The organism is Streptomyces sp. NPDC087901 (genome assembly GCF_044742205.1).
Lineage (GTDB): Bacteria > Actinomycetota > Actinomycetes > Streptomycetales > Streptomycetaceae > Streptomyces.
In genome coordinates, this window is sequence record NZ_JBIUUC010000017.1 from 63,615 (window position 1) to 88,198 (window position 24,584).

30 protein-coding genes are annotated in these 24,584 nt (G+C 71.0%); 21 read left to right on the forward strand and 9 right to left on the reverse strand.

Annotation, left to right across the window (positions count from 1 at the left end; all coding sequences use genetic code 11):
- Window positions 1-9 precede the first annotated feature (9 nt).
- The gene (locus ACIOEW_RS35370; RefSeq protein ID WP_350998251.1) at window positions 10-813 is read right to left on the reverse strand and encodes a response regulator transcription factor; all 804 of its coding nucleotides are present in this window, start codon (window positions 811-813) and stop codon (window positions 10-12) included.
- A 302-nt stretch (window positions 814-1,115) separates the two neighbouring features.
- Here ACIOEW_RS35370 and ACIOEW_RS35375 point away from each other — a divergent pair, with 302 nt between their 5' ends.
- The 8 genes from ACIOEW_RS35375 to ACIOEW_RS35410 all read left to right on the forward strand — a co-directional run bounded on the left by ACIOEW_RS35375 (window position 1,116) and on the right by ACIOEW_RS35410 (window position 6,955).
- On the forward strand, window positions 1,116-1,991 hold the full coding sequence (locus ACIOEW_RS35375) for an alpha/beta hydrolase family protein (protein ID WP_401969092.1): 876 nt from the start codon (window positions 1,116-1,118) through the stop codon (window positions 1,989-1,991).
- 53 nt (window positions 1,992-2,044) lie between these two features.
- On the forward strand, window positions 2,045-2,299 hold the full coding sequence (locus tag ACIOEW_RS35380) for a MoaD/ThiS family protein (RefSeq protein WP_362552018.1): 255 nt from the start codon (window positions 2,045-2,047) through the stop codon (window positions 2,297-2,299).
- A gap of 10 nt (window positions 2,300-2,309) precedes the next feature.
- Window positions 2,310-3,782: a hypothetical protein gene (locus tag ACIOEW_RS35385; protein WP_401969093.1), complete on the forward strand. Its 1,473-nt coding sequence runs from the start codon at window positions 2,310-2,312 to the stop codon at window positions 3,780-3,782.
- Between the two features lie 149 nt (window positions 3,783-3,931).
- Entirely contained in the window at window positions 3,932-4,627 is a 696-nt protein-coding gene (locus ACIOEW_RS35390) for a DUF2993 domain-containing protein (protein WP_362552024.1), read from the forward strand.
- Between the two features lie 378 nt (window positions 4,628-5,005).
- Window positions 5,006-5,113: a putative leader peptide gene (locus ACIOEW_RS35395; protein WP_350998240.1), complete on the forward strand. Its 108-nt coding sequence runs from the start codon at window positions 5,006-5,008 to the stop codon at window positions 5,111-5,113.
- A gap of 161 nt (window positions 5,114-5,274) precedes the next feature.
- Window positions 5,275-6,120 carry a sulfurtransferase gene (locus ACIOEW_RS35400; protein ID WP_350998237.1) on the forward strand — a complete coding sequence of 282 codons (846 nt, stop codon included), beginning with the start codon at window positions 5,275-5,277 and terminating at the stop codon, window positions 6,118-6,120.
- Between the two features lie 50 nt (window positions 6,121-6,170).
- On the forward strand, window positions 6,171-6,458 hold the full coding sequence (locus ACIOEW_RS35405; protein ID WP_018490348.1) for a DUF1416 domain-containing protein: 288 nt from the start codon (window positions 6,171-6,173) through the stop codon (window positions 6,456-6,458).
- A 146-nt stretch (window positions 6,459-6,604) separates the two neighbouring features.
- The gene (locus ACIOEW_RS35410) at window positions 6,605-6,955 is read left to right on the forward strand and encodes a DUF3099 domain-containing protein (protein WP_401969096.1); all 351 of its coding nucleotides are present in this window, start codon (window positions 6,605-6,607) and stop codon (window positions 6,953-6,955) included.
- Window positions 6,956-7,022: 67 nt separating this feature from the next.
- Here the strand turns inward: ACIOEW_RS35410 and ACIOEW_RS35415 are convergent, their stop codons facing one another.
- Window positions 7,023-7,385, reverse strand: coding sequence for a DsrE family protein (locus ACIOEW_RS35415; RefSeq protein ID WP_326659397.1), 363 nt, complete (start codon window positions 7,383-7,385; stop codon window positions 7,023-7,025).
- A 147-nt stretch (window positions 7,386-7,532) separates the two neighbouring features.
- Between ACIOEW_RS35415 and ACIOEW_RS35420 the strand changes: the two genes are divergently transcribed.
- The 4 genes from ACIOEW_RS35420 (at window position 7,533) to ACIOEW_RS35435 (ending at window position 10,169) form a co-directional block, all read left to right on the forward strand.
- The gene (locus ACIOEW_RS35420; RefSeq protein WP_401969098.1) at window positions 7,533-7,754 is read left to right on the forward strand and encodes a hypothetical protein; all 222 of its coding nucleotides are present in this window, start codon (window positions 7,533-7,535) and stop codon (window positions 7,752-7,754) included.
- Window positions 7,755-8,014: 260 nt separating this feature from the next.
- Window positions 8,015-8,587 (forward strand): FABP family protein, encoded by a 573-nt coding sequence (locus ACIOEW_RS35425; RefSeq protein WP_362552038.1) that lies wholly within the window; start codon window positions 8,015-8,017, stop codon window positions 8,585-8,587.
- A 64-nt stretch (window positions 8,588-8,651) separates the two neighbouring features.
- The gene (locus ACIOEW_RS35430; protein WP_362552040.1) at window positions 8,652-9,125 is read left to right on the forward strand and encodes a Fur family transcriptional regulator; all 474 of its coding nucleotides are present in this window, start codon (window positions 8,652-8,654) and stop codon (window positions 9,123-9,125) included.
- A gap of 78 nt (window positions 9,126-9,203) precedes the next feature.
- On the forward strand, window positions 9,204-10,169 hold the full coding sequence (locus ACIOEW_RS35435) for a YgfZ/GcvT domain-containing protein (RefSeq protein ID WP_401969100.1): 966 nt from the start codon (window positions 9,204-9,206) through the stop codon (window positions 10,167-10,169).
- A gap of 125 nt (window positions 10,170-10,294) precedes the next feature.
- Here ACIOEW_RS35435 and dtd read toward each other — a convergent pair whose 3' ends face one another.
- Window positions 10,295-10,744, reverse strand: coding sequence for a D-aminoacyl-tRNA deacylase (dtd, locus tag ACIOEW_RS35440; protein ID WP_401969101.1), 450 nt, complete (start codon window positions 10,742-10,744; stop codon window positions 10,295-10,297).
- Window positions 10,745-10,860: 116 nt separating this feature from the next.
- Here dtd and ACIOEW_RS35445 point away from each other — a divergent pair, with 116 nt between their 5' ends.
- The 3 genes from ACIOEW_RS35445 to ACIOEW_RS35455 are packed head-to-tail and all read left to right on the forward strand — an operon-like array spanning window position 10,861 to window position 13,833.
- Window positions 10,861-11,487, forward strand: coding sequence for an ABC transporter substrate-binding protein (locus tag ACIOEW_RS35445; protein ID WP_362552049.1), 627 nt, complete (start codon window positions 10,861-10,863; stop codon window positions 11,485-11,487).
- Window positions 11,488-11,532: 45 nt separating this feature from the next.
- Window positions 11,533-12,525, forward strand: coding sequence for an asparaginase (locus tag ACIOEW_RS35450; RefSeq protein WP_401969103.1), 993 nt, complete (start codon window positions 11,533-11,535; stop codon window positions 12,523-12,525).
- 54 nt (window positions 12,526-12,579) lie between these two features.
- The gene (locus tag ACIOEW_RS35455; protein WP_401969105.1) at window positions 12,580-13,833 is read left to right on the forward strand and encodes a GNAT family N-acetyltransferase; all 1,254 of its coding nucleotides are present in this window, start codon (window positions 12,580-12,582) and stop codon (window positions 13,831-13,833) included.
- 252 nt (window positions 13,834-14,085) lie between these two features.
- Here ACIOEW_RS35455 and ACIOEW_RS35460 read toward each other — a convergent pair whose 3' ends face one another.
- A complete protein-coding gene (locus ACIOEW_RS35460; RefSeq protein WP_362552058.1) occupies window positions 14,086-14,259 on the reverse strand; it encodes a hypothetical protein in 174 nt (57 codons plus the stop codon).
- Window positions 14,260-14,491: 232 nt separating this feature from the next.
- Here ACIOEW_RS35460 and ACIOEW_RS35465 point away from each other — a divergent pair, with 232 nt between their 5' ends.
- The 5 genes from ACIOEW_RS35465 (at window position 14,492) to ACIOEW_RS35485 (ending at window position 19,121) form a co-directional block, all read left to right on the forward strand.
- Window positions 14,492-15,364, forward strand: a complete 873-nt coding sequence (locus ACIOEW_RS35465; protein ID WP_401969107.1) for a FadR/GntR family transcriptional regulator — start codon at window positions 14,492-14,494, stop codon at window positions 15,362-15,364.
- Between the two features lie 134 nt (window positions 15,365-15,498).
- Complete coding sequence (locus ACIOEW_RS35470) at window positions 15,499-16,227, forward strand: HAD family hydrolase (RefSeq protein ID WP_401969109.1); 729 nt, start codon at window positions 15,499-15,501, stop codon at window positions 16,225-16,227.
- A 127-nt stretch (window positions 16,228-16,354) separates the two neighbouring features.
- Window positions 16,355-17,419 carry a phosphotransferase gene (locus ACIOEW_RS35475; protein WP_401969111.1) on the forward strand — a complete coding sequence of 355 codons (1,065 nt, stop codon included), beginning with the start codon at window positions 16,355-16,357 and terminating at the stop codon, window positions 17,417-17,419.
- Between the two features lie 169 nt (window positions 17,420-17,588).
- Window positions 17,589-18,401 carry a TetR/AcrR family transcriptional regulator gene (locus ACIOEW_RS35480; RefSeq protein WP_401969113.1) on the forward strand — a complete coding sequence of 271 codons (813 nt, stop codon included), beginning with the start codon at window positions 17,589-17,591 and terminating at the stop codon, window positions 18,399-18,401.
- Window positions 18,402-18,443: 42 nt separating this feature from the next.
- Window positions 18,444-19,121, forward strand: coding sequence for a TetR family transcriptional regulator (locus ACIOEW_RS35485; protein WP_401969115.1), 678 nt, complete (start codon window positions 18,444-18,446; stop codon window positions 19,119-19,121).
- 9 nt (window positions 19,122-19,130) lie between these two features.
- On the opposite strand, the gene ACIOEW_RS35490 is transcribed toward ACIOEW_RS35485, so the two are convergent.
- The 5 genes from ACIOEW_RS35490 to ACIOEW_RS35510 form a co-directional block, all read right to left on the reverse strand.
- The gene (locus tag ACIOEW_RS35490) at window positions 19,131-19,589 is read right to left on the reverse strand and encodes a DUF2199 domain-containing protein (RefSeq protein WP_362552174.1); all 459 of its coding nucleotides are present in this window, start codon (window positions 19,587-19,589) and stop codon (window positions 19,131-19,133) included.
- A 124-nt stretch (window positions 19,590-19,713) separates the two neighbouring features.
- Window positions 19,714-20,256 carry a pyridoxamine 5'-phosphate oxidase family protein gene (locus ACIOEW_RS35495; protein WP_401969117.1) on the reverse strand — a complete coding sequence of 181 codons (543 nt, stop codon included), beginning with the start codon at window positions 20,254-20,256 and terminating at the stop codon, window positions 19,714-19,716.
- A 53-nt stretch (window positions 20,257-20,309) separates the two neighbouring features.
- Entirely contained in the window at window positions 20,310-21,779 is a 1,470-nt protein-coding gene (locus ACIOEW_RS35500) for an MFS transporter (RefSeq protein ID WP_401969119.1), read from the reverse strand.
- A gap of 171 nt (window positions 21,780-21,950) precedes the next feature.
- Window positions 21,951-22,439 (reverse strand): MarR family winged helix-turn-helix transcriptional regulator, encoded by a 489-nt coding sequence (locus ACIOEW_RS35505; RefSeq protein WP_362552079.1) that lies wholly within the window; start codon window positions 22,437-22,439, stop codon window positions 21,951-21,953.
- A gap of 155 nt (window positions 22,440-22,594) precedes the next feature.
- Window positions 22,595-22,945, reverse strand: a complete 351-nt coding sequence (locus ACIOEW_RS35510) for a hypothetical protein (RefSeq protein ID WP_362552082.1) — start codon at window positions 22,943-22,945, stop codon at window positions 22,595-22,597.
- Window positions 22,946-23,147: 202 nt separating this feature from the next.
- Here ACIOEW_RS35510 and ACIOEW_RS35515 point away from each other — a divergent pair, with 202 nt between their 5' ends.
- Window positions 23,148-24,578, forward strand: coding sequence for an MFS transporter (locus ACIOEW_RS35515; protein WP_401969121.1), 1,431 nt, complete (start codon window positions 23,148-23,150; stop codon window positions 24,576-24,578).
- Window positions 24,579-24,584 lie beyond the last annotated feature (6 nt).

Below are 24,584 nucleotides of genomic sequence, written 5' to 3' on the forward strand. Positions count from 1 at the left end.
CGGATGGAACTACTTCCCGGCAGGCCGGACCGGGGCTTCTTCCGTGACCTCCGCTACCTCCGGCTGCTCCGAACGGGTGAGGGTTTCGGCGGTCGCCTTCGCGGCTGCCGCCTTGGCCTCCTCGGCGGCGGCCCGCTCCACCTTCTCCGGCGCGACGAAGCGGTAGCCCACGTTGCGGACGGTGCCGATGAGCGACTCGTGCTCGGGGCCGAGCTTGGCGCGCAGCCGCCGCACGTGGACGTCGACCGTCCGCGTACCGCCGAAGTAGTCGTAGCCCCAGACCTCCTGGAGCAGCTGGGCGCGGGTGAAGACCCGGCCCGGGTGCTGCGCCAGATACTTGAGCAGTTCGAATTCCTTGAAGGTCAGGTCCAGGACCCGGCCCTTGAGCTTCGCGCTGTACGTCGCCTCGTCCACCGAGAGGTCACCGTTGCGGATCTCCATCGGGGAGTCGTCGGCGGTGATCTGCTGCCGGCCGGTGGCCAGCCGCAGGCGTGCCTCGACCTCGGCGGGGCCCGCCGTGTCCAGCAGTACGTCGTCGATGCCCCAGTCCGCGGTGACGGCCGCGAGGCCGCCCTCCGTGACGACGAGGATCAGCGGACAGCCGGGTCCGGTGGACCGCAGCAGCTGACAGAGGGAGCGGACCTGCGGCAGGTCGCGCCGTCCGTCGACGAGGATGACGTCGGCACCGGGGGTGTCGACGAGGGCGGGGCCTTCGGCAGGGGCCACCCGCACGCTGTGCAGCAGGAGGCCGAGGGCGGGAAGCACCTCCGTCGACGGTTGGAGGGCATTCGTCAGGAGCAGCAGTGAACTCATCGCCGCCCACCTGCCTGGGTCGTCGGTCGATGTTCGTGCACGGTTGGCTCGCCCATTACGTCGGTCCTCCTCGTTCCCTGCGAGAGGGGCACTCCCGGGTCGGACCCGGGGGAGTATTCGGCACTGCTTCGTACGCTTATTCGTGCGTGGTTCGTACGACGTTTCGTCATACGGGTCTTACAAGTGCGACCCGCACCCAGGACCGCTGAGCTTGTCGAAACGTCGTCGTAACAACGCGCGGAAAGCACAAAAGGACCCGGGGGCTGCTTTGCCCGGATCCTCTTCCCAGCAGAATAGCCCACATGACTTCTGTCTCCGAGGGGCGATTTCGGAGTTCCTCTGTTCCCTTGATCACGCGCGGCCCGTTGCGGACCACATTGCCGACCGATGACGGGGTCCGTATCGAGGCGGTGTACGAGCCGTGTACGGCCGGTGCCGGTACCGGCGCGGAGGCCGGCGGTGCCGGTACCGCCATCGTCGTCGCGCACGGATTCACCGGTTCGGCGGACCGCCCGGCGGTGCGGCGGGCCGCGGAGGTGTTCTCGCAGCGTGCGGCGGTGGTCACGTTCTCGTTCCGGGGGCACGGGCGATCCGGCGGACGGTCCACGGTGGGCGACCGCGAGGTGCTGGATCTGGCCGCCGCGGTGGCCTGGGCGCGGTCGCTCGGGCACACGCGGGTCGTTACGGCCGGGTTCTCGATGGGCGGTTCCGTGGTGCTCCGGCACGGGGCGCTGTATACGGCCCCCGGCACGGAGGGGGAGGGCGAGGGGCGCACGGAAGCGCATGGGGAGGCGCACGCGGATGCGGTGGTGTCCGTGAGTGCTCCGGCGCGCTGGTACTACCGGGGGACCGCCCCGATGCGGCGGCTGCACTGGATGGTCACCCGCCCCACCGGCAGGCTGGTCGGGCGGTACGGCTTCCGCACCCGGATCGACCGCAAGGACTGGGACCCGGTCCCGCTCTCCCCGGTCGAGGCCGCCCGGCTGATCGCCCCGGCCCCGCTGCTGATCGTGCACGGCGACCAGGACCCGTACTTCCCGCTCGACCACCCGCGGATGCTCGCCGACGCGGCGGGCGGCGGCGCCGACCTTTGGCTGGAGCACGGCATGGGCCACGCGGAGAACGCGGCGGACGAGACCTTGCTCACCCGCATCGCCGACTGGGCGATGACGCGGTGAACCATGATGGACAGCCGATGCGTGAGCTGACGCGAGACGAGAGGAGCGCCGCCATGCCTGCGGGAACGATCCGCTACTGGGCTGCCGCCAAGGCCGCGGCCGGAACCGCGGAGGAGCCGTACACCGCTGCGACGCTCAAAGAGGCGCTCGACGCGGTGCGCGAGAGGCACCCCGGTGAGCTGAGCCGCGTACTGCAAAGGTGTTCGTTCCTCATCGACGGTGACCCCGTCGGGACCCGCAGCCATGAGACCGTACGCCTTGCCGAGGGCGGCACGGTCGAGGTGCTCCCGCCGTTCGCAGGAGGGTGAACCGCAGAACATGAGCAGCAGCGATCAGCAGCAGCCGTACCCGCAGCCGCAGCAGCCGCAGCATCCGCAGTATCCGTACGGCCAGGAGCCGCAGCAGCAGTCGTACGGACAGCAGCCGCAGCAGCAGCAGTCGTACGGGGACCCGTCATACGGCGGTCAGGCGTACCCCGAGCAGGGCTACGCGGACCAGGGCTATGCGGACCAGGGTCACGCGGGCCAAGGCTATGCGGACCAGGGTTACGCGAGCCAGGGCTATGCGGACCCCTCCTACGGGCAGCAGGCGCCCTACGGGGGGGATGCGGCTGCGGCACCGTACGGGGCGCAGCAGGGCGCGTACGACCCGCACCCGCCCCAGCAGGCCGCCCCGTACGCGCAGCAGGGCCCGCCCGCCCCGCAGGCTCCCCAGCCGGAGCCAGGGGCCGGCTGGCCGGCCGGTGACCAGGGGGTCGCCCAGACCTGGGAGGGCCAGACCTGGGACACCCAGTACCAGCCGACGATCCAGCCGGTGCAGCCCGACCAGCTCGCGCAGCCCGTCCAGCCGACGCCCCCGGTGCAGGCCGTGCAGCCCGCCGCCGACACCACGTACCTGCCGCCGCTGGGCGCATCCGGCTCGTACCCGCTGCCCCCCGAGGCCCGGCCCGCGCCCGCCGTGCCCGCCCCGGCCCCCGCTGACGCCCCGCAGGGCGAGGACGGCTACAGCGCGCCGACCACCCTGGGCAACAGCCGCATCACCGACGCCCAGCGCGCCCGCGCCGAGGGCCGTTCGCCGGTCATCGCGCCCGGTATGCAGCCGGCTGCGATCACCGCGGGACTCGGACTGCTGCTCGCGCTCGGCGCTGCCGTCGGGCCGTACGCCCTGGCCGTCCCGCTGGTGCTGCTCCAGGCCGTGACCGCGGCGGGATGGTTCCGGCTCAACGGCATGTGGCCGGCCCGGCAGGGCATCGCGCTCGCCTTCGCCGGCGGTCTCGTCGCCGATGTGGCGCTGCTCGCGGCCGGCCGGGAGAACGGTCCGGCCGCGATCCTGGGCACCCTCGGAATCTGGGTGCTCCTCACCGTCGTGCTCCAGCTGCGCAGCCGGGCCGGTGCCGACGAGCGGATGCAGGGGCTGATGGCCACGGTCGCCTCGGCCGCGCTCGCGGTCCTCGCAGCCGGGCACCTCGCGGCCGTCCCGGACGCCGTGACGGCCGGCGGCGTGGCCGTCGCCGCCGCCGTGCTCGTCCGGGCGCTGCCGCTGCCCGGACCGGCCTCGGTCGTGGCGGCCCTGGCCGTCGCCGCGGGTGCCGGTGCGGTGGCGGGTGCCGTCACCGACCTGGGGGCCAAGGGGGCACTGCTCGGCCTCGCGGCGGGCGGCTGTGCGCTGATCGGGCTGCGGGTGGCGAGCTATGACTACCCGTCACGCTTCGTGCACATGACCGCGGGGGTGGCGCTGCCGCTCACCGCGGCCGCCCCGGCCGTCTATCTGATCGGGCGCGTGCTCGCGTAGTCCGTAGCGCCTCACCCGGCATGCCGAAGCCCTCCGCGGGGAACCGTTGGAGGGCTTCCGCTCGTCGATCACCCGGGGCGTGTCGTGTGGCCGCAGTAGGCTCACGGACGCCAGAGGTCCGAATGGGCATGGCGCGGGGGAGGACAGGCATGCGTGCACTGCGAATACTGCTGATCGTCGTGGTGGTTCTGGCCGGTGTGTTCATCGCCGTGGACCGCGCGGCGGTGTATTTCGCCGAGTCGGAGACCGAGGACCGGGTGGTGGTCTCCGGGGCGCAGACCGGGTCCACGGACGTCTCCATCAAGGGCTTCCCGTTCCTGACGCAGGTCGCCGGATCGGAACTCGACGAGGTCGACGTGAAGATCACCGGAATCGAGGCGACCGCAGGCGGCCGCGCACTGCGGATCAGCACGATGGACGCGGAACTGCGCCAGGTGCGGCTGACCGACGGCTTCTCCGGCGCCACGGCCGCCCGTGCCTCCGGGACGGCCGTCATCTCGTACGAGGACCTGACGAAGGCCGCCTCCGACGGCGTCGCCGTCGAGTACGGCGGCAACGGCAAGGTGAAGGTGACCGGCGCGGTCGAAATCCCCGGCATCGGCCGGACGATCTCGCGCAGCGTCCTGTCCACCGTCACCCTGGTCGACGGTCACACCGTGCGGGTGCACGCGGACAAGGTGCCGGGCGAGGGCATCCCCGGCCTCGAGGGGCTCGTACGCGAGAAGACCGACTTCGAGCGCGAGGTCGGCAAGCTGCCGAACGGCCTGAAACTGGAGAAGATCCAGCCGACCGCCGCCGGACTGGAGATCTCCGTGACGGGCACCGACGTACGCCTCGCCGGATAACACCCACCGCAGCAGGGTAGGCAGCGCTATGTCCTCCCGCACGGACCGTTCGGGCCGCATGGATCTCATGGCCCGCAGGGGTTGTCCCGCCCGCACGGACCGTTCGGGCCGCATGGATCTCATGGCCCGCAGGGGTTGTCCCGCCCGCACGGACCGTCCGGGCCGCATGGATCTCACGGGCCACACGGGCCGTCCGGACCGCTTCTCCACATACTGAGACGCCGGAGTCCGTTCCGCAGATGCCCGACCGGCTCCGAGCTCTCGTCGGCGGACCCGCAGCGCCCGCATTCCTGCTGCCGTCTCATACTTCGGACGATCGTGTCTCAATATGCGACACAACGGTGACATGTCCGCCCGTACGTCCCTACGATCGGTCCCATGCAGTGCTCTATTAGCGGTCTCCGACAGTGGGGACAGGCGGATCTCACGAAGCGGCGGGCAGTGGACCTGTGCCGCGTCGCCGCCATGCTCTGTCGCACTGTCTGAGCGGGATCCGTCGATTTCCCGCATTCCCGGCCCCTCGACCGCTCGTCGGGGCCATCCCGCCTGACGCCCGTGCACCGGCCCGCGCCGCGTACATCCGCATCACGCACCGTCCCGCACCACCTCGCAGCATCCCGCCGCAGACTGCCCCGGAGGAGAACACAATGAGCCGCAGTGACGTCCTGGTAGACGCCGACTGGGTCGAGGCCCACATCGACGACCCGAAGGTTGCCATCGTCGAGGTCGACGAGGACACCTCCGCGTACGAGAAGAACCACATCAAGAACGCGATCCGGATCGACTGGACCAAGGACCTCCAGGACCCGGTCCGCCGTGACTTCATCGACCAGGCCGGCTTCGAGGAGCTGCTGTCGAACAAGGGCATCGGCAACGACACCACGGTCGTCCTCTACGGCGGCAACAACAACTGGTTCGCGTCCTACGCGTTCTGGTACTTCAAGCTCTACGGTCACCAGGACGTCCGTCTGCTCGACGGCGGCCGCAAGAAGTGGGAGCTCGACTCCCGCGACCTGGTCGACGGCGACCAGATCCCGTCCCGCCCGGCCGCGCAGTACAAGGCCCAGCCGCAGGACGAGACGATCCGCGCCTACCGCGACGACGTCGTGAAGGCCATCGGCACCCAGAACCTGGTCGACGTGCGGTCGCCCGACGAGTTCAGCGGCAAGCTGCTCGCCCCGGCCCACCTCCCGCAGGAGCAGTCGCAGCGCCCCGGCCACGTGCCGAGCGCCCGCAACATCCCGTGGTCGAAGAACGCCAACGACGACGGCACCTTCAAGTCGGACGACGAGCTCAAGGCCCTCTACGAGGACGAGCAGGTCGACCTGGCGAAGGACACCATCGCCTACTGCCGCATCGGTGAGCGCTCCGCGCTCACCTGGTTCGTGCTGCACCAGCTGCTCGGCCAGGAGAACGTCAAGAACTACGACGGCTCGTGGACCGAGTACGGCTCCCTCGTGGGCGTGCCGATCGAGCTCGGCGCCAACAAGTAATTCCGCACGACCCGGACCGGCACGACCCCCGACCAGAAGGACAGAACGCCATGTGTGGAGCAAAGGCCGGCGGCCCCGACGCTTCGACGATCAAGCCCGGTGAGACCACCATCCAGGGCAGCGTGACCCGCGACGGCGAGCCCGTCACCGGCTACGTCCGCCTGCTGGACTCGACGGGCGAGTTCACCGCCGAGGTCCCGACCTCGGCGACCGGACAGTTCCGTTTCTACGCGGCCGAGGGCACCTGGACGCTGCGCGCCCTGGTCCCGGGCGGCAGCGCCGACCGCACGGTCGTTGCGCAGACGGGCGGCCTCTCCGAGGTGGCCATCGCCGTCTAGGAACCGTCCAGGGAGCCCTCGCGGCTCCGCGGATGACCGGCCGGAGGGCCGTACCCCAGGGGGTTGGACGCTTCCTGAAACCGGGGTACGGCCCTTCGTGCCGTCCAGGACCGGCCGGGCGGGCGAATCGGGCCTACCCTGGATTCATGTACCGCCGTCGCCGGCGCGCCTACTTCCTGATGATGGGCGGATGCCTCGTCCTCTTCGTCTCGGCCTGGGCCTTCGTGAGGCTCTGGTCGATGCCCGCCGCCATCGCGATGTGCGTGGTCGCGATGGTCATCCCGCCCGTCGCGGCGATGGTCGCCAATCGGAAGGGCCCCGAGGACCGCTGGTGGGACGAGCCCGCCCCGGGGTCCCGGCCCCAGCCTCCGTCCCGGCCGAGGCCTCGATCCGGCAAGAACGGCCCCACCGGACCCACTGGCCCCACAGGACCCACCGGCGATCCGGAGTCCGACGAGTGGTGGGACGAGCTCGACGGCCGGAAGCGCCGCGGGTGAAGGACCGGCAGGCGCGGCGGCTCCAGCCGCTTCAGCTGCCTCAGCTGTCTCAGCCGCTTCAGCTGCCTCAGTAGACGAGGGCCTGGACGCCGTCTGCCATGATCTCGCTGACGAAGACCTGCGCACCGGCGATCCGTACGCCCTCCAGGACGTCCTGTTCCGTGATGTCGCGGCGGGCCGCGCACTGGGTGCAGAGCGTGATCTGCCCGCCCGCCTGAATCGACTCGATCAGGTCCGGCAGCGGCGCCGCGTGCGGGAGTTCGAACTCGGCGGCGCGCCCCGGCAGTGCGAACCAGGCGGACTCCCCGGTCAGCCAGAGCGAGACCTCCACGCCACTGGCGACGGCGACCGCCGCCACGGTGAACGCCTGCGAACAGCGCTCGGCGGAGTCGGCACCTGCGGTCACCTTGATCACGAGCTTCTTCGGCATATGCAGACTGTAATCCTCGGCCGCACGACCTCGTTGGGGCCCGACGGGTCAGTGGTGTGCGCAGGTAACGGAATCTGCGCCTCAGGTCTCGTGGGGGGAGGGACCATCGGGTCCCCTGCCGGGGCCTCGCCGGCCGGTGCGGCCGAGATGGCGCTCGACGAGTCGTGGGCGGGCGGAGGGAAGGTGGTGAACACGTCGTCGTACGTGTACAGCGAGCAGAAGCCCTTCGGCGCCGCCCAGACCCGGCAGGGCTATCCGGTCTCGGGTGACACCATTGCCCTGGTCCTCCAGTCCCGCAAGGGCGGTGGGGGAACACCACGCGTCCCCTTCCACCAGACCCTGATCCTGCAGAACCAGCTGCTGGGCTGAGCCGCCCCGCGGCAAGCCCCGAAACGGCGGGCCGGGGCCCCACCCATTAGGCTGGGGCCCGGCCCTGTACTGCCGCCATACCGCTCGTTCAAGGAGCCCCCGTGCTTGAGGCATTCTTCTCCGCCCTGCTGGTCCTGGTCTGTGTCGGCGTTCTCGCCTTCGCCGGCGTGACCGTGAAGAAGCTGTACCAGGGTCAGCGCTAACCCCTTTCCCGTTCCCGGCGTCCCCGCCTCCCGCCTCACAGATCGTCTGAGCCGCTCATGATCGAGATCCCGTCCGACCTTCACCCGGACCTCGTCCCGCTGGCCTTCCTCCTGGGCAACTGGGCGGGTGCGGGCGTGTCCGACTTCCCCGGTGCCGAGAAGTGCAACTTCGGCCAGGAGGTCTCCTTCAGCCACGACGGCCGGGACTTCCTGGAGTACACCTCACACTCCTGGGTGCTCGACGCCGAGGGGAACAAGGTCCGGCCGCTCGAGTCCGAGTCCGGCTACTGGCGGATCGACAAGGACCGCAAGGTCGAGGTCGTCATGGTCCGCGACCAGGGCGTCATCGAGATCTGGTACGGCGAGCTGGGCCGCCAGAAGCCGCAGATCGACCTGGTCACCGACGCGGTGGCCCGGACCGCGGCCTCCGGCCCGTACAACGGGGGCAAGCGGCTCTACGGCTATGTGAAGAGCGACCTCATGTGGGTGGGCGAGAAGTCCACGCCCGAGGTCGAGCTGCGGCCGTACATGTCGGCGCACCTGAAGAAGGTCGTCACCCCGGAAGAGGTCGCGGCGATGGCGAAGAGCCTCGGTGACCTGCCGGACGACGGCATCGCGTTCTTCAAGTAGCCCACGGGGCTCGTTCCGGCGGACAGCCGTGGCCATGCCTTCACCCGGACCTACACTGGAGCCTGTGGTGAGCACCGACTGGAAGACCGATCTTCGGCAGCGTGGGTACCGGCTGACGCCGCAGCGGCAGCTTGTCCTGGAAGCCGTGGACAAGCTGGAACACGCGACGCCCGACGAGATCCTGTCCGAGGTGCGCCGTACCGCGTCCGGCGTGAACATCTCCACCGTGTACCGGACCCTGGAGCTCCTCGAGGAGCTGGATCTGGTCAGCCACGCCCATCTGGGCCACGGCGCCCCGACGTACCACCTGGCCGACCGCCACCACCACATCCATCTGGTCTGCCGGGACTGCACGAACGTCATCGAGGCCGATGTCGACGTCGTCGCCGACTTCACCGAGAAGCTTCGCGGCACGTTCGGCTTCGAGACGGACATGAAGCACTTCGCGATCTTCGGCCGCTGCGCGGACTGCACGACGAAGGCGGCCGGGGCGGCCGGAGTGGCCGACGCGTCCCAGGAGCCGGTGCCCGGTCCGTAGTGGGCCCGGCTGGTCCCCGCGGCGTCGCAGGGGTCAGCCGGACACTCCCGGCACCGGACCGGGTCGTACGCTGGTCGCATGAAGAGCCCCCTGCTGTCCCTGCCCGGCGCCGTCCCCGCCGAGGGTCGCGACGAAGGCGTCGCCGCGCACTACGGCGACCTGTTCCGCGAGCAGCGCGCCCTCGCCGACGGTTCCGGTCTCGTCGACCTCTCGCACCGCGGGGTCGTGACCGTCACCGGGAGCGACCGGCTGGCGTGGCTGCACCTCCTGCTCACCCAGCACGTCAGCGATCTCGCCCCGGGCCGGGCCACCGAGGCCCTGGTCCTCACGGCGAACGGGCACATCGAGCACGCCCTGTATCTCGTCGACGACGGTGAGACCGTGTGGATGCACGTCGAGCCGGGCACCCAGGGCGAGCTGATCGCCTATCTGGAGTCGATGAAGTTCTTCTACCGGGTGGAGGTCGCCGACCGCACCGAGGAGTACGCGGTCGTGTACCTGCCGGCCGGTTCCATCGCCGAGGTCCCGGAGGGTGCCGCCGTACGGGAGATGTCGTACGGCCGCGATCTGTTCCTGCCCCGCGAGGGCCTGGAGGCATTCGCTGCGGCGCACGGCCCGGCCGCCGGGGTGCTGGCCTACGAGGCGCTGCGCGTCGAGGGCCACCGTCCGCGGCTCGGGTTCGAGACCGATCACCGCACCATCCCGCACGAGCTGGGCTGGATCGGCACCGCCGTCCACCTCCAGAAGGGCTGCTACCGGGGCCAGGAAACCGTGGCGCGGGTGCAGAACCTCGGCAAGCCCCCGCGGCGCCTCGTCTTCCTGCACCTGGACGGCAGCGAGGTGCTGCTGCCCGGCCACGGCACGCCGGTGCGGCTCGCCGCGGACGGGGCCGATGGCCGTCAGCTGGGCTTCATCACCACCTCCGCCCGCCACCACGAGCTGGGGCCGATCGCCCTGGCTCTGGTGAAGCGGAACGTGGCGGTGGACGCGGAGCTGCTGGCCGGAGACACGGCGGCAGCCCAGGAGACGGTCGTCGAGCCGTAGGGCCGTTTCCGCCCTGCCGACCGGGCTGCTTCTGCCGTACCGTGCCGGCCGGGCCGGCTCCGCCGCACCGCGCGGCCGGGCTGTTTCCGCCGTGCCGGCCGGACTGCTTCTGCCTGCCGGCCGGCTCAGACCTCGACGATGACGGTGAACGGGCCGTGGTTCGTGAGCGAGACCCGCATGTCCGCCCCGAACCGGCCCGTCTCCACGTGCGCACCCAGCGCCCGCAGTTGCGCCACGACCTCGTCCACCAGCGGCTCGGCGATCTCGCCGGGCGCCGCCGCGTTCCACGTGGGGCGGCGGCCCTTCCGGGCGTCCCCGTAGAGAGTGAACTGCGAAATCACCAGAAGCGGCGCATTCACATCGGAGCAGGACTTCTCGCCCTCCAGGATGCGGACCGACCAGAGCTTGCGGGCGAGCTGGGCCGCCTTCTCCGCGGTGTCGCCGTGGGTGACTCCCACCAGCACACACAGCCCCTCGCCCACGATTTCGCCGACGATCGCCGAACCGCCGCCGTCGCCCCCGGCGTCGGCCACCGAGACGCTCGCACCGTCCACCCTCTGTATCACTGCACGCATACAGACCAACCTATCTTGGGCTGAACGGGTACAGAGCAACTCCACAGGGCCCCTTGGAGTGGCACCATGCACGGAGGCGGTGTGCCGACGCACCGGTCGAGGGGATGGACACAAGCATGAGCATGCATGGAACCGGGCAGTCCCCGGGCGCAGTGCCGGTCACGCGCCCCGGCGTCAACAGCAAGGCCAGTACGGGTACGAGCACCATGCGCCCACCCGTACAGCGGACCGGACACGGCTCCGAGGACGGCACCGCGGGATCGCCCCCGCTCGATCTGGGCGCTCTGCGGCTTCCCGAGCTGCGCGGGCTGCGGCGGGACTCGCAGCGTGACGAGGCCGATCTCAGCTACGTGCGGCGGCTCGTCCAGGGACGGATCGACATCCTGCGGGCCGAGCTGGCACGGCGGCGGGACCCCGAGTCCCCGGTGGTGGACCGGCTCTCGGAGATCCTCACGGACACCCCGTCGCTGCACCGCTCCTCCGCACGGCACGTCACGCTCAGCACGCCGCGCACCGACGAGTACCGGAAGCTGGCGGCGGAGACGCTCGCCGAGGTCGAACTCTCCGACCTCGACGCCCGGACGGACGAAGAGCTGCACACCGCCATGGGACGCCTGGTCCGCTACGAACAGCAGGTTTCCCGGCGCCGGTACCGGCTCCAGCGCACTGCGGACGATTGCAGTGCGGAGATCGCCCGCAGGTACCGTGACGGGGAAGCACAAGTAGACGACCTGCTCACCTGAAGCGATCCTTCCGGGAGCGGGTCCCGCCCGTCCCGGAAGGCCACCATGACCTCCAGCGCAGCCCCGTCGTCCCCGTCCGGCATAGCCGGCCCGGCTCCCGGCCTCCCCGTGCTGGCCGAGGTCGTCCGGTCCGGGTTCGTCGAGGGGCACCACCGGGGGTCCCTGGTCGTCCTGGCCGCGGACGGCAGCGTGGAGCTGTCCCTGGGTGAGCCGGCGGCGCCGGTCTTCCCGCGCTCCTCCAACAAGCCGATGCAGGCCGCAGCGGTGCTGCGGGCCGGTCTTGAGTTGTCCGGGGAGCGGCTGGCACTGGCCGCGGCGAGCCATTCGGGCGAGGGCTTCCACCTCGATCTCGTACGCAAGATGCTCACCGAGCACGGGCTGTCGCCCGACGATCTGCAGACCCCGCCCGATCTGCCGCTGGACCCGGTGGAGGCGGAGACGTATCTCGCCGCGGGCCACGTCCGGGAGCGGATCACGATGAACTGCTCCGGCAAGCACGCGGCGATGCTCGCGGTGTGCGTGCGCAACGGCTGGGACACGGCCACGTACCTCGACCCGGCGCACCCGCTCCAGCAGCTGGTCCACCGGGTCGTCGAGGACGCGGCGGGCGAGCCGGTCGCCGCGGTCGGTACGGACGGCTGCGGGGCACCGCTGATGGCGATCACGCTGGTGGGCCTCGCGCGGGCGTTCCGTACGTTCGTCACGGCGGAGGAGGGCACGGCCGAGCGGCGGGTGGCGGACGCGATGCGCGCCCATCCCGAGTACGTGGCCGGCACCCGGCGGCCCGACACCTGGCTGATGCGGGAGGTGCCGGGCACGCTGTCCAAGATGGGCGCGGAGGCCGTCCAGGCGGTGGCGCTGGCGGACGGCCGGGCGCTTGCCTTCAAGATCGACGACGGTTCGACCCGGGCGCTCGGCCCGGTGCTGGCCCGCGCGCTGGGCCTGCTCGGTGTCGATGCCCCGGTGGTGTCGCGGATCGGCCGGGCGCCGCTGCTGGGCGGAAGCGCGGAGGTCGGGGAGATCCGGGCGACCTTCTGACGGCCGCCCGAAAAGCCGGTGACATCCATGGTCCTCCCGCCTAGCGTGAGGCGGATGAGCACCCTCGACGCCCGCCCCATCGCCGAACCCGAGCTCCATGACTGGCTGCGCGCCGTGAACACCGGCTTCCTGCGCGCGCCGACTCCGTCGGACGAGGAGGTGACGGGGCGGTTGCCGTACCTGGACCTGGCGCGCACCCAGGGGGTGTTCGACGCCGGACGGTGCGTGGCGACGTTCCGGTCGTTCGCGCAGGAGCTGACGGTCGTCGGTGGCGCCACGGTGCCGACGGACGCGGTCACCAACGTCACGGTGTCGCCGACGCACCGGCGCCGCGGGCTGCTCTCCCGGATGATGGCCACGGACCTGGCAGCGGCGAAGGAGCGCGGCGACGTGGCCGCCACGCTGATCGCCGCCGAGTACCCGATCTACGGACGGTACGGCTTCGGCCCGGCGGCCTGGACCACCGAGTGGGAGATCGACGTCCCCCGAACGGGCCTCGACCCGCACCGCCGGGTCCCGTCGGCCGAGGACGGCGGCCGGATCGACCTGGTGGACGGCGCGGAAGTACGCAAGCTGGGCCCGGCCCTGCACGACCGGTTGCGGGCGAGCCGGCACGGCGCGGTGAGCCGCGGCGAACGCTGGTGGGACCTCAACACCGGTGAGGTGGTCTTCCCGCACGACCACTGGACCGAGCCCTTCTACGCCGTCTACCGCGGCGCCGACGGCACGGTCGACGGGCTGCTGATCTACCGCGCCGACGCCAACTGGGGCGATGCCAAGCAGCCGCTGAACCGGGCGACGGTGCGCAGCATGATCGCGGTGACGCCGGCGGCGGAGCGGGCGCTGTGGCACTTCCTCTGCTCGATCGACTGGATCGCCACGATCCGCACCGGCCACCGCGCCCCCGACGACCTCCTCCCGCTCCTCCTCCCGGACCCGCGCGCGGCCCGCGTGGTGACGCACGCGGACTACCTGTGGGTGCGCGTCCTGGACGTCGCCCGCGCCCTGGAGGCCCGCACCTACGCGGTGCCCGGCTCACTCGTCCTGGACATCCACGACACGACGGGCCTCACCGCCGGCCGCTTCCACCTGGAGGCGACACCGGACGGCGCCACCTGCGTCCCGACGACGCGTTCGGCCGATCTGGCCATGGACGTACGGGAGTTGGGAACGCTGTACCTGGGTGACGAGAGCGTGTCGCGCCTGGCGGCCCTGGGCCGCGTCGAGGAACTGACCCCGGGCGCGGCGGCCCGGGCGGACGGGGTGCTGCGGGCGGGGCGGCGGGCTTGGTGCCCGGATGTGTTCTAGGACCTGTCCGGCGGATCTTCGCGGGCCCGCGACGCCTGGCACGCACTCTCGCCGTACGCCCGAATCACCCGAGTACGTCCAGTACGAGGGTGATCCGGGCGCACGCCGACAGCACGCACCAGACGCCGCGGGCTGCTCCACGAAGATCCGCCGGACAGGCCCTAGGGCCCTTCGTTCGGATCGGGCCGGATCAGGGAGCGGGGTCCGGTGCCGTGTGTCGCAAGGCTGAGCGACCGGTGCGTCGCGCAGGAGTCACTGCCCGTCGGGTATGGGGCAGATCAGCAGCGCGAGGGTCACGCTCCCCACGGTCAGGCACTTGTCGTTACCGAACTTGATCCCGACTGCCGTGAGAGTGAAGCCCACGCTTCCCAGGACTCCGAGTTTCCACTGCAGGAATTGTTCCAGGGCAAGGGTGATCCAGGGCATGGCGGTCCCTCCTCAGGAGGTGGGGAGCGGAGAGGCTCGGGGAATCTGCCGATGCGCGAGCAACACCCGTACGACGGTGGACGGGCGAGCGGAAGGTGCTGGGTTCTCAGATGGCGGGCCGTAGGTGCCGCAACGTTACGGCCAACTACCTAAGTTGTTCCCAGTTGGTGCCATCTCATAAACAACTCTCTAACAACTCCCGCTTGATGGTGAGAAGTTGTAGCGTTCTGTTGTGACTCCTGAGCGCACAGCGATGAACGGCAGCCGAAAGCCCTCGCCCGAGGACGTGGCGAAGGTGCTACGGGCGCGCATGCACGCCGGGGAACTGAAGCCGGGCGACTCCCTGCCCACCCAGGCCGTGCTGGCGGGCGAGTTCGGCGTCGACCGGGGTGTCGTCCGGCTGGCCCTGCAGCGCCTTCAGGGGGACGGGCTGCTGACCGATGTCACCCGGGGGGCTCCACCGAAGGTGGCGAACCGGCCCGGCATCCGGGTGCCGCAGCAGACGGCGGCGGTGCTCGGACCCAGGGTGCTGAGTGCCTTCGAGAACGACGAAGTACGCATCGACGCGCTCTGTCTGACGGCGGAGTCGCTCGTGCTGGCGATGGCCGAGTCGCTGACGCGGATCAGGACGGGGGGCCTCAAGCCGAGCTCGGTGAAGCTGCGAGTGCTGTTCCCCGCCCGCGACATCGCCCTGGCCTTTCCGCGTCGTGCGGAGCCCGTGGAGGGCGACGAAGCGGTGCACGCGCGCTGGCTGCGGAATCGCAACCTCCAGGGACGGGCGCTGAGGCAGAACCTCGAATCGCTGCGTAGTACCAGTGAACTGGGCATCGACGTGGCCATGCGTGCGCTGCCGTTCACGCCGCCGGTGAAGCTGTATGTGCTGAACGGGGTGGAGGCGTTGTTCGCGTACTACACGGTGGAGGAGCGCGAGGAAATGATCGAGGGCGCTCCCACCCGGATCTTCGACACTCTGGGAACTCTCTCGACGCTGTTTCCCTTCGAAAGTTCTGCCGGGGTGCGGGATCAGCAGTTCGTGGCCCAGTCCGCGGCATGGTTCGAGAGCCTGTGGTCCACCATCGCGACCCCGGTGGTTCTGGATGCCTGACACGGAGTGCCCTGAATTGTCTTCTTAACCCCGGTGATGGGTGTGGCGGAGTCCGCTGTCGTGACCGGCGTCTGAGGGCAGTATGGAAGGTGGAAGCCTTCGGCGACCTTCTGCCTCCCGACGGACGGAGCGATGTGACCGACCCGCAACCAGCGGAGTTGCAGGCCCTCTTCGCCTCCGCCAAGTGCGTGTTCTTCGACTTCGACGGACCGGTGTGCAAGCTCTTTCACGGGCACAGGGCCGACACGATCGCCGCCTCGCTGACCCGAGAGCTGATTGCGGGTGGGGGTGACCCCACTCTGGTGAGCGCGGACGGAGTCAAGGACGATCCGTTGGCCATACTGGTAGCCGTGGCGGACGCCGGCCTGGGTGACGAGCTGATCGAGCGACTGGAACGCCGACTCGGTGAGGAGGAGATCGCAGCGGCGGCGAGCGCCGAACCGACCGCAGGCGCCGGCCTTCTGATAAGGCGCCTGGACCGAGCGGGGTACCGACTGGCGGTGACGACCAACAACTCCGCAGGCGCGGTGAGGCACTATCTGCGCAAGGAAGGTCTGGCACGTCACTTCGGCACACACATACACGGCCGGGCGCCTGCCGCCCCACGGTTGCTGAAGCCGCATCCGGACTGTCTTGTCCGGGCGTTGGAATCGACCGGGTGGGCTGCGGCCGACGCTCTGATGATCGGGGACTCGCCGGCCGACCTCCGGGCCGCCTCGGCGCTGGGGATGCCCTTCATCGGGTATGCGAGCGACGACGGGAAATTGGAGGCACTCGGTGCCGGGGCGGGGGCGGAGGTGATCGTGCGGCGACTGGCGACGCTCACAGACGCCCTGAATGTCGCCTCCGCCGATCAGCGCTGAGCGATTCAGGGAGGGAACTTCGCCGGGCCGGCTCGCGGCCGGGTGATTTCGGAGCGACACGGCCCGTATCGAATGGCGGCGCCAGTAGTCTCCCGGCAGGACTCCGTACCACCGAAGGCATCGATACATGGAAGCCGGGCTGTCCGCCGCCGATCAGTCGATCGAGGGCCCGCTCAAGGGCCACCACCACGAGACCTATGTGATCTCGCTGCCCGGACGCGCCGGACGCTACAAACTCCGCGAGCCCCGCAGAGGTCTGCTCTGGTTCGACCGGCGGTGTTTCGCGTCGGAGGAGGAACTGCTGCGGACGCTGGCCGGGCGGGTGTCGCACATTCCCGAGATCGTCGAGGTCGAGCGCGGGATCCTGCTCCAGGGTTTCATCGAGGGCCGCACGCTGGGGCAGGGCGTATTGCCCAGCAAGGCTCTGTCCGAGCGGCATCGTCGGCAGCTCGGCGACCTCTTCGGAGAGCTGGTCGCGTTCGACGTGCGCGACATCGCGGCGCAGCGGGTGTGCGACGGTGCCGATCTGCCGCTGGACGGGGACTCCTGCGGATTCCTCACACGGCTGCTCCGTTTCACCGAACACCGGGTGTACCGGGAGCACGGTGCCCCGTACCGCGCCCTGTTCGAGGACCTCGGGGTGCGGGACGGTGCGCTGGGCGGGCTGGCACGACAGGCCGAATCCTTGACGGAACGTGCCTTCGCGCTCGTCCACGGGGATCTGCACCGCCGCAACTTCATCGTCGACGCGACGGGCGACCTGTGGGCCATCGACTGGGAACTCGCCATGATCGGCGATCCTCTCTACGACCTCGCCACGCACCTTCACCTGATGCGCTATTCGGCGAAGGAGGCCGAGCGGGTCGGCAGGGACTGGCGGCGGGTGGTCGAGGAGCGGCGTTCCGAGTGCGTCAAGGGCTGGGAATCGGATCTTGCGGTGCTGCTGGCATACAAGCGGGCGCAATCGGTGTACACGGACGTGATCCGGGCCGCGCTGGCGCTGCGTGGGTCCGACGGCCGGCCGGACTGGCAGCGGTTGCCCCGGCTGGCCTGGCGGATCAAGGGGGCGCTAGAGGCCGCGCGCGGGCCCCTGGAGCTGACGGTGGAGCCGAGCGTGCGCGAGGTGATCGCGGCGTACGTGCGGTGGTTCCGGGACCATCCGCCCACCGTCACCGCGCCGCCTGCCCCCTGAATCCTCGGCCACGGCAGGTGGCGGCACGGAGGGGGCGGCGTGACGGCACGACGGCGTTACGGCGCGACATGGGGCGGACGGCATGGAACGCCCTTCGGTGTGCGTGATACGCCTTACTCCGTAGGGCGTACGCATAACTAGGACGGCCGTCAAGGGAAGGTGGGTTCAGGTGACGCAAGGGAACGGTTCGCCGGGCGGTACGGGCCTGCCGGCCAGCATCGAGGCGGCCTGGGGGCTGCGGGCGCGCCCGGTGAAGGGGCCCAAGCCCGGGCTGAGCCTGGACCGGATCGTGGGCGCCGCGGTGGCGGTGGCGGCGTCCGAGGGGCTCGGCGCGGTGTCCATGGGCCGGGTCGCCAAGGACCTCGGCGCCTCGACCATGTCGCTCTACCGGTACGTGGCCGCCAAGGACGAGCTCTACGTACTCATGCAGGAGGCGGCCATGGGCCCGCCGCCCCCGCTGCCCGCCCTGGAGGAGGAGGCCGGCTGGCGCGAGGCGCTCTCGCAGTGGGCCTGGGCGATGCGCCGGGTCTACCACGCCAATCTGTGGATGCTCCGCATCCCCATCGCGGGACCGCCCGCGAGCCCGAACTCCGTCGCCTGGTGGGAGCAGGGGCTCCAGGCGCTCGACGGCGCCGGTCTGGGGGCGGGCGAGGGGATCTCCGTCATCCTTCTGGTCAGTGGTTTCGTACGGAACGAGGCGCTGCTGATGGGCGATCTCGACGCGGCCGTCGAGACCCGCGGCGTATCGGAGACGGAGGTCATGGAGGGCTACGCCCGTACGTTGGACCGGCTGGTCGACCCGGCGCGCCACCCTTCGCTCTCCCGGCTGATGGCGACCGAGGGCATGTGGACGCCGGACGAGCCCGACCACGAGTTCACGTTCGGTCTCGAACGGGTGCTGGACGGGGTCGACGTGCTGATCCGCTCCCGCGCGCAGGGGGGCGGAACAGAGTCTTCCGGTACGGGCCCGGGCGCCGTCTGACGCCAATTTCGCTTGAGGGCGAAAGCGTTACGCTTCATGGTCATGAGCGCAGAGAAGCCCGGCCCACGGACGGCAGCGGACGAGGCGGACGCGAGCGCGCCGGCCTCCCCCCGTACGCCCATGAGTCTGCGGGAGCGGAAGAAGCAGCTGACGTATCAGGCGGTCTCCGACGCCGCGATCTCGTTGTTCCTGGAGCGCGGCTTCGACAAGGTCTCGGTGGCGGAGATCGCGGCCGCCGCGGACATCTCCAAGCCGACGCTGTTCCGCTACTTCCCCGCCAAGGAGGACCTGGCCCTCCACCGGTTCGCCGATCACGAGGACGAGTCCGCGCGCGTGGTCGCCGGCCGTGCGGACGACGAGTCCCCGCTGGACGCACTGCGGCGCCACTACCTGGACGGTCTGGCCCGGCGCGACCCGGTCACGGGCCTCTGCGACGTGCCGCAGGTGCTGGCGTTCCACCGGCTGCTGTACGGGACGCCGTCCCTGGTGGCCCGGCTCTACGCGTACCAGAGCCGCGCCGAGGCCGCTCTCGCCCGGGCCCTGGGCGACAGGGTGACGGACCGGCTGGCCGCGGGCCAGATCATCGCGGTCCTGCGCATCCTGTCCCTGGAGAACTGGCAGCGGATCAGCGAGGGCCGGAGCGCGGACCAGGTGTACGGGGACGCGGTCGAGGCTGCCGAGCAGGGCTTCGTACAACTGCGGTCGGGGCTGGAGGGCTGATTCCCGGCCCTATCGGCTGTCCTCGGCGTGCTGCACCGCTTCGGCGATCTCCCGGACCCGGTCGAGCGTGATGCCGGTGCGCTGCTCCACGGCCAGCGGGTGGTCGGTGGGCTCCAGCTCGATGAGCGGGCGCCGGCCGATCGGGCGGGTGTGCGCGTTGGTCTTGAGGTTGGTCGTACGGGGGGAGTAGAGCCCCAACTCGGTGGTGAGCCACCCGAAGTACGGCTTCTCGGACTCCCGGCCCGGGGTCTCCCACACATCGAGGGCGCGGCCGAAGTTCTCCCGGCTCAAGGACACCCAGACGCCCCAGGAGAACGGCTCCCGGCTGCCGATCACGGGTATCTCGATCAGGCCCTTGATGAAGTAGTGCTCGTGTCTGACGATGCACTGGTCCGTCGAGAGCATGCTGTCGGGGTCGCCCTCCAGGCTCGCGTCCCAGACGTCGGGCGCCATGGTCGAGTACCCCATGGGGAGTTCCGTGTGGTGTTCGCCGCAGCGGGAGCAGGTGTAGCCGGGGTCGGTAGCCATGGGCCGGATCCTAGAGCCTCCGCCTGTCGCGCACATGGCCCCGGTGGGGCCCCGCCGCCTGCGCTCAGTCCGCGGCGGGGATGTCCAGCGCTGTTCCGTACAGCCGGGAGACCCGGATCCGGATCACCACGCGCCGGTCCGCGACCACCTGGGCCAGGAAGGCGGCCTCCGCCACCGGGTCGTCGAAACCGGGTGTCAGGGACAGGAGTTCACGGCTGACCGCGTCACCGGGCACGGCGGCCGGATCGGACACCTCCGCCTCGCCCTCGGCGACCGCGAACGAGAACACGTCCGGGCCGTTGACGTGCAGCGCGGCGCGCGGATCGGTACGCAGCTGACGCGGCTTGAGGCGGTCGGCGGTGCTGGACACGCGTACCACGCGCTCCTTCGCGTCCCAGGAGTAGAGCACCGTCGTCAGGTGGGGGTGTCCGGTGCGCCGCACGCTCGCGAGGACTCCGAACTGCTGCTCGCCGAGGAGTCGGGACAGTTCCTCTTCGGTGAGCACGCGCGGTGCGGGGCCGGTGCCGGGGCCGGTCTCGGTGTCGGTGTCGGCACCGGTTTCGGGCTGCGGTTCGTTCTCGGCGGGGGTGGCGGGATGCGTGGTCATGGGTCCGTCCTCCGGTTGTTGTTGCTGTTGTTGCTGGGTGGGATGGGGTGCGGTCAGGCGGAGTGGGTGGCGGCACTTGCGTGGTCCGGTCGCCTGAGCACCGTGAGTGCGACGAGGAAGGCGGTGGCGAGCAGTCCGGCACCGACGGCGAAGGCCAGGTGGTAGCCGCCGGTCAGCGCCTCGGCCCGGCTGCTGCCGTCGGCGAGCAGGGTGTCCGTACGGGAGGCCGCCAGCGTGGACAGGACGGCGACACCCATGGCCATGCCGATCTGCTGCGTGGTGTTGAACAGCCCGGAGGCGAGCCCGGCGTCCTTCTCGCCCGCCCCCGACATACCGAGTGCGGTCAGCGTCGGGAGGGCGAGGCCGAATCCGGCGGCGAGGAACATCACCGGGAGCAGATCGGTGGCGTAGTGCGCGTGGACGGGGAGCCGGGTGAGGAGGCCGAGCACCCCCATCAGCAGGACCAGCCCCAGGAGCAGGACGTTGCGGTCGCCGAACCGTGCGCTCAGCCGGGCCGAGACCCCGAGCGACACCGCGCCGATGACCGCGGCCGCCGGCAGCATGGCGAGCCCGGTGGCGGTGGCGCCGTAACCGAGGACCTGCTGCAGATACAGCGCGACCAGGATCTGGAACGAGAACAGCGCGGCCACCATGAGGATCTGGACCAGGTTGGCGCCCGCGACACTGCGCGACCGGAGGATTCGCAGGGGAAGGAGCGGGGCCGTGGCCGTGGCCTGCCGGACGACGAACAGGGCGAGCAGGACCAGTGCGAGAGCGCCCAGACCGATCGTGTGCGCCGACAGCCATCCGTACGACTCGACCTCCACGACGGAGTAGATGCCCAGCATCACCCCGGCGGTGACCAGGAACGCGCCGGCGGCGTCGGCCCCGGCCGCGAGACCGGGCCCGCGGTCGGCGGGCAGGACGCGCACCGCGACGAGGAGCACCGCGACGCCGATCGGCAGGTTGATGAAGAAGATCCAGTGCCAGCCGAGGGCGTCGGTGAGGACCCCGCCGAGCACCTGGCCGATCGAGGCCCCTGCCGCGCCGGTGAAGCTGAACACGGCGATGGCCCGGGCCCGTTCGCGGCTCTCGGTGAAGAGGGTGACGAGGATGCCCAGGCCGACCGCGGAGGCCATGGCGCTGCCGGCGCCCTGCAGGAAGCGGGCGGCGATCAGCAGGGCGGGGGAGCCGGCCGCCCCCGCGAGCAGGGAGGCGGCGGTGAAGACAGCGGTGCCCGCCAGGAACATCCGTCTGCGTCCGAGGAGGTCGCCGAGCCGGCCGCAGAGCAGGAGCAGGCCGCCGAAGGCGATCAGGTAGGCGTTGACGACCCAGCTGAGGCCGGCGGGCGTGAACCCGAGGTCGTTCTGGATGGTGGGCATCGCCACCGTCACGATCGAGCCGTCGAGCACGGTCATCAGCAGGCTGGTGGCGATCACGCCGAGGGCGATGCGGCGCGAGCGGGACCCGGCGGGGGCGGGGGCCGGGGTGTGGGCGGGGACGGTGGGCGCGGTGGCAGACATCGGGCTCTCCTGTCGGTCGGTTCGACAAGAGAGAACGTAGCAGATGGTTTTGTTGCGGACTATTTCTTTCGGTTCTATTTTTCGGGGATCTCGCGGCCCGGTGGGCTCGAGGATCTCTCGGTCCGGTGGCTCAGGGAATTTCGCGGCCCGGTGGCGGGTGCCGGCGGGCGTCTACTTCTGGCTCTGGCGGGCCCGGCGCACCGGGCGCGGGTTCTCGGCCGGGGTGGCCAGGTGCTCGCCGACGAGCTGGTTCAGGGCGCGCAGGAGGGTGTCCCGGTCTCCGCGGGGAAGGCTGCTCAGGGCCTCCGCGTGCACCCGGTCCACGATCTTCTGGCTCTGTGCGGCGAGTGCGGCGCCCTGCTCGGTGACGGCGATGATGCGCGCCCGCCGGTCGCGGCTGGACGGCCGGCGCTCGGCGAGGCCCGCGCTCTCCAGCGCGTCCACCGTCACCACCATCGTGGTCTTGTCCATGTCGCCGATCTCGGCGAGCTGGATCTGGGTGCGCTCCTCCTCCAGGGCGTGGACCAGCACGCAGTGCATACGTGCGGTGAGTCCGATCTCGGCGAGTGCTGCCGACATCTGGGTCCGCAGGACGTGACTGGTGTGGTCCAGGAGGTATGAGAGGTCCGGTGCGGTGCGGGTGGGTGCCATGGCGGTCATGCCTGCCAGCGTAACAATTCGGTCTGTGGCGGATCGTCCGTAAGTAGACTTGTCTCGCCGTTGCCGCCGTTGCCGCCGTTGCCGCCGTTGCCGCCGTTGCCGCCTTGGCTCCGGGCCGCGCGCAGGCCGTCCGCAGGCCGCCCGCGGGTCGCGCTTCAGCGCCCGCGAGCCCACCACCGGCGTAGGCCGTGCAGAGGGCGCACCCGTGGTCCACGCGTCCGCGTCCGCGTGCTCCCCGTCCCCGGCCTGCCGGCTGCCCGATCGCGTGCCGGTCGCCACGGATCGTCGGGGGAGGCCATCGGTGCCTGCCGTTCCACCTGCGCCTGGATCTCGTAGTACGAGTCATGGGCCGTCACCCGGAACGCCTCGTCGTACGAAGCCATCGCGGCACGCATCACCGAACCGGCGACGCCGCGCCTGCGGACCCGCGCGGCCAGCCAGGCGAAGGAGCCCATGACCGCTGCGAGGGCGCCGGCGCATATCAGGAGCGGCAGCAGCTCATCCATGCGGCCGAGGGTACGGCCACGGAGGCGGGGCGGCACGAAATCCGGTGGCGGGCCGTTGTGCGGCCCGCCTAGTTTGAACGCCCGTGACCCATGATCCGAAAGCGTTCGTCCACGGGTGCGCACATGCCTGCCACGGCACCGCGTATGCCTCATGTGCCCGCTGCGGCAACGGAGATGACGGGACAGCGCCGGGCGGGTCGCGATGACCGGCCAGGCGCCGGCGCGGCCGGCGGCCGCCGAGGAGCGGCTGTTCTCGCGGAAGTACGCAGCCGCCACGATCGGCTTCGCCGCGGTGATGTTCCTGACCGGGTTCGCCGCCCTCGCCGTCGTCCCCATGCTGCCGGTGGCCGCCCGCGACCTGGACGGCGTGCCGCTCTACCCGCTGGTGGCGGGTTGTTTCGTCGCTGCGAGCCTGTTCGGCGGGGTGCTGGGCGGTGACTGGGCGGACCGCGCCGGGGCGGGGCGCCCACTGGCGGCGGGCGTGGTGCTGGCGGTGGTCACCCTGGTGGTGTCGGCCACCAGCACCACCATCTGGCAACTGGCGGCCGGGCGCTTCCTGGACGGGGTGGCGGCCGGGATGATCGCGGTGGCCATCAATACCGCCATCGCCCATGCCTACCCGGACCGACTGCGGGCGCGGGCCCTGGCGTTGATGAGTACCTGCTGGATCATCCCGTCGCTGACCGGCCCGCCGCTGGCGGGTCTCGTGGCCGCCTGGTGGTCCTGGCGCGTCGTGTTCTTCGGCCTGGCCGCCCTGACCGTGATCCCGTCGCTGGTGGTGGTCGTCATGTTGCGCAGCCCCTCCTGGCAGGCGTCCTCGAAGGAGCCGGAGCCCGGTCTGCCTGCACCCGGTCCGGCGGCGTCGGATTCCTCCGGGGACCGGACACCGCGTCCCGCGTTGATGGTCGCGGCGGCGGTGAGCGTGGGGGCGGCGCTGGGGCAGTACGCCGTCTCGGGCTGGGACGTACGCCATCTGCTGTGCGGGGCGGCGGGGCTCGCCCTGCTGGTGGTGTTCGTGCCGAGGCTGCTGCCGCCGGGCACCTGGCGTGCCGCGCGCGGACTGCCCGCCGCAGTACTGCTGCGCGGCCTGACGTCGGGGGCGTACTTCACCCTGGAGGCCTTCGTGCCCCTGCTGCTGACCACCGCCCGGCGGGTGCCGCCCGTGCAGACCGGTCTCGCCTTCACCGGGGCCGCCATCGCCTGGGCGGGCTCCTCCTGGCTGCAGGGCCGCCTCCAGGGGCGCGTCTCCCGCCACGGGCTGGTGACGGCCGGCGCCCTGGTGATGGGCGCGGCGGTGGCGGTCGCCGCGGTGGGGACGTTGCCCACGCTGCCCGCACTGACCGTCGCCGGGGCCATGGTCCTCGCGGCCGTCGGCATGGGCATGGTCGCCCCTTCGCTCACCCTGCTCTCGCTCACGCACAGCCCGCCGGGCCGGCAGGGATACGCCAGCAGCGCGATGCAGACCAGTCAGAACCTGGGGCAGATGGCGGTGATGGGTGTGGCCTCCGCCGTGTTCAACCTCTTCCTGGGCTTCGGCTCCGCCGACCTGCCGGGGTACGCCGCCGCCTTCGGCCTGCTGCTCGTGCCCAGCGTCCTGGCAGCGGCCCTCGCGGCCCGCGCCCGCAGCACCTGAGGCGGG

What these genes read in the sequence shown, in the direction of transcription:
- ACIOEW_RS35370 (WP_350998251.1), bottom strand. Translation starts at nt 813, where the DNA reads ATGAGTTCACTGCTGCTCCTGACGAATGCCCTCCAACCGTCGACGGAG.
- ACIOEW_RS35375 (WP_401969092.1), top strand. Translation starts at nt 1,116, where the DNA reads ATGACTTCTGTCTCCGAGGGGCGATTTCGGAGTTCCTCTGTTCCCTTG.
- ACIOEW_RS35380 (WP_362552018.1), top strand. Translation starts at nt 2,045, where the DNA reads ATGCCTGCGGGAACGATCCGCTACTGGGCTGCCGCCAAGGCCGCGGCC.
- ACIOEW_RS35385 (WP_401969093.1), top strand. Translation starts at nt 2,310, where the DNA reads ATGAGCAGCAGCGATCAGCAGCAGCCGTACCCGCAGCCGCAGCAGCCG.
- ACIOEW_RS35390 (WP_362552024.1), top strand. Translation starts at nt 3,932, where the DNA reads ATGCGTGCACTGCGAATACTGCTGATCGTCGTGGTGGTTCTGGCCGGT.
- ACIOEW_RS35395 (WP_350998240.1), top strand. Translation starts at nt 5,006, where the DNA reads ATGCAGTGCTCTATTAGCGGTCTCCGACAGTGGGGACAGGCGGATCTC.
- ACIOEW_RS35400 (WP_350998237.1), top strand. Translation starts at nt 5,275, where the DNA reads ATGAGCCGCAGTGACGTCCTGGTAGACGCCGACTGGGTCGAGGCCCAC.
- ACIOEW_RS35405 (WP_018490348.1), top strand. Translation starts at nt 6,171, where the DNA reads ATGTGTGGAGCAAAGGCCGGCGGCCCCGACGCTTCGACGATCAAGCCC.
- ACIOEW_RS35410 (WP_401969096.1), top strand. Translation starts at nt 6,605, where the DNA reads ATGTACCGCCGTCGCCGGCGCGCCTACTTCCTGATGATGGGCGGATGC.
- ACIOEW_RS35415 (WP_326659397.1), bottom strand. Translation starts at nt 7,385, where the DNA reads ATGCCGAAGAAGCTCGTGATCAAGGTGACCGCAGGTGCCGACTCCGCC.
- ACIOEW_RS35420 (WP_401969098.1), top strand. Translation starts at nt 7,533, where the DNA reads ATGGCGCTCGACGAGTCGTGGGCGGGCGGAGGGAAGGTGGTGAACACG.
- ACIOEW_RS35425 (WP_362552038.1), top strand. Translation starts at nt 8,015, where the DNA reads ATGATCGAGATCCCGTCCGACCTTCACCCGGACCTCGTCCCGCTGGCC.
- ACIOEW_RS35435 (WP_401969100.1), top strand. Translation starts at nt 9,204, where the DNA reads ATGAAGAGCCCCCTGCTGTCCCTGCCCGGCGCCGTCCCCGCCGAGGGT.
- dtd (WP_401969101.1), bottom strand. Translation starts at nt 10,744, where the DNA reads ATGCGTGCAGTGATACAGAGGGTGGACGGTGCGAGCGTCTCGGTGGCC.
- ACIOEW_RS35445 (WP_362552049.1), top strand. Translation starts at nt 10,861, where the DNA reads ATGAGCATGCATGGAACCGGGCAGTCCCCGGGCGCAGTGCCGGTCACG.
- ACIOEW_RS35450 (WP_401969103.1), top strand. Translation starts at nt 11,533, where the DNA reads ATGACCTCCAGCGCAGCCCCGTCGTCCCCGTCCGGCATAGCCGGCCCG.
- ACIOEW_RS35455 (WP_401969105.1), top strand. Translation starts at nt 12,580, where the DNA reads ATGAGCACCCTCGACGCCCGCCCCATCGCCGAACCCGAGCTCCATGAC.
- ACIOEW_RS35460 (WP_362552058.1), bottom strand. Translation starts at nt 14,259, where the DNA reads ATGCCCTGGATCACCCTTGCCCTGGAACAATTCCTGCAGTGGAAACTC.
- ACIOEW_RS35475 (WP_401969111.1), top strand. Translation starts at nt 16,355, where the DNA reads ATGGAAGCCGGGCTGTCCGCCGCCGATCAGTCGATCGAGGGCCCGCTC.
- ACIOEW_RS35485 (WP_401969115.1), top strand. Translation starts at nt 18,444, where the DNA reads ATGAGCGCAGAGAAGCCCGGCCCACGGACGGCAGCGGACGAGGCGGAC.
- ACIOEW_RS35490 (WP_362552174.1), bottom strand. Translation starts at nt 19,589, where the DNA reads ATGGGGTACTCGACCATGGCGCCCGACGTCTGGGACGCGAGCCTGGAG.
- ACIOEW_RS35495 (WP_401969117.1), bottom strand. Translation starts at nt 20,256, where the DNA reads ATGACCACGCATCCCGCCACCCCCGCCGAGAACGAACCGCAGCCCGAA.
- ACIOEW_RS35500 (WP_401969119.1), bottom strand. Translation starts at nt 21,779, where the DNA reads ATGTCTGCCACCGCGCCCACCGTCCCCGCCCACACCCCGGCCCCCGCC.
- ACIOEW_RS35505 (WP_362552079.1), bottom strand. Translation starts at nt 22,439, where the DNA reads ATGACCGCCATGGCACCCACCCGCACCGCACCGGACCTCTCATACCTC.
- ACIOEW_RS35510 (WP_362552082.1), bottom strand. Translation starts at nt 22,945, where the DNA reads ATGGATGAGCTGCTGCCGCTCCTGATATGCGCCGGCGCCCTCGCAGCG.
- ACIOEW_RS35515 (WP_401969121.1), top strand. Translation starts at nt 23,148, where the DNA reads ATGACCGGCCAGGCGCCGGCGCGGCCGGCGGCCGCCGAGGAGCGGCTG.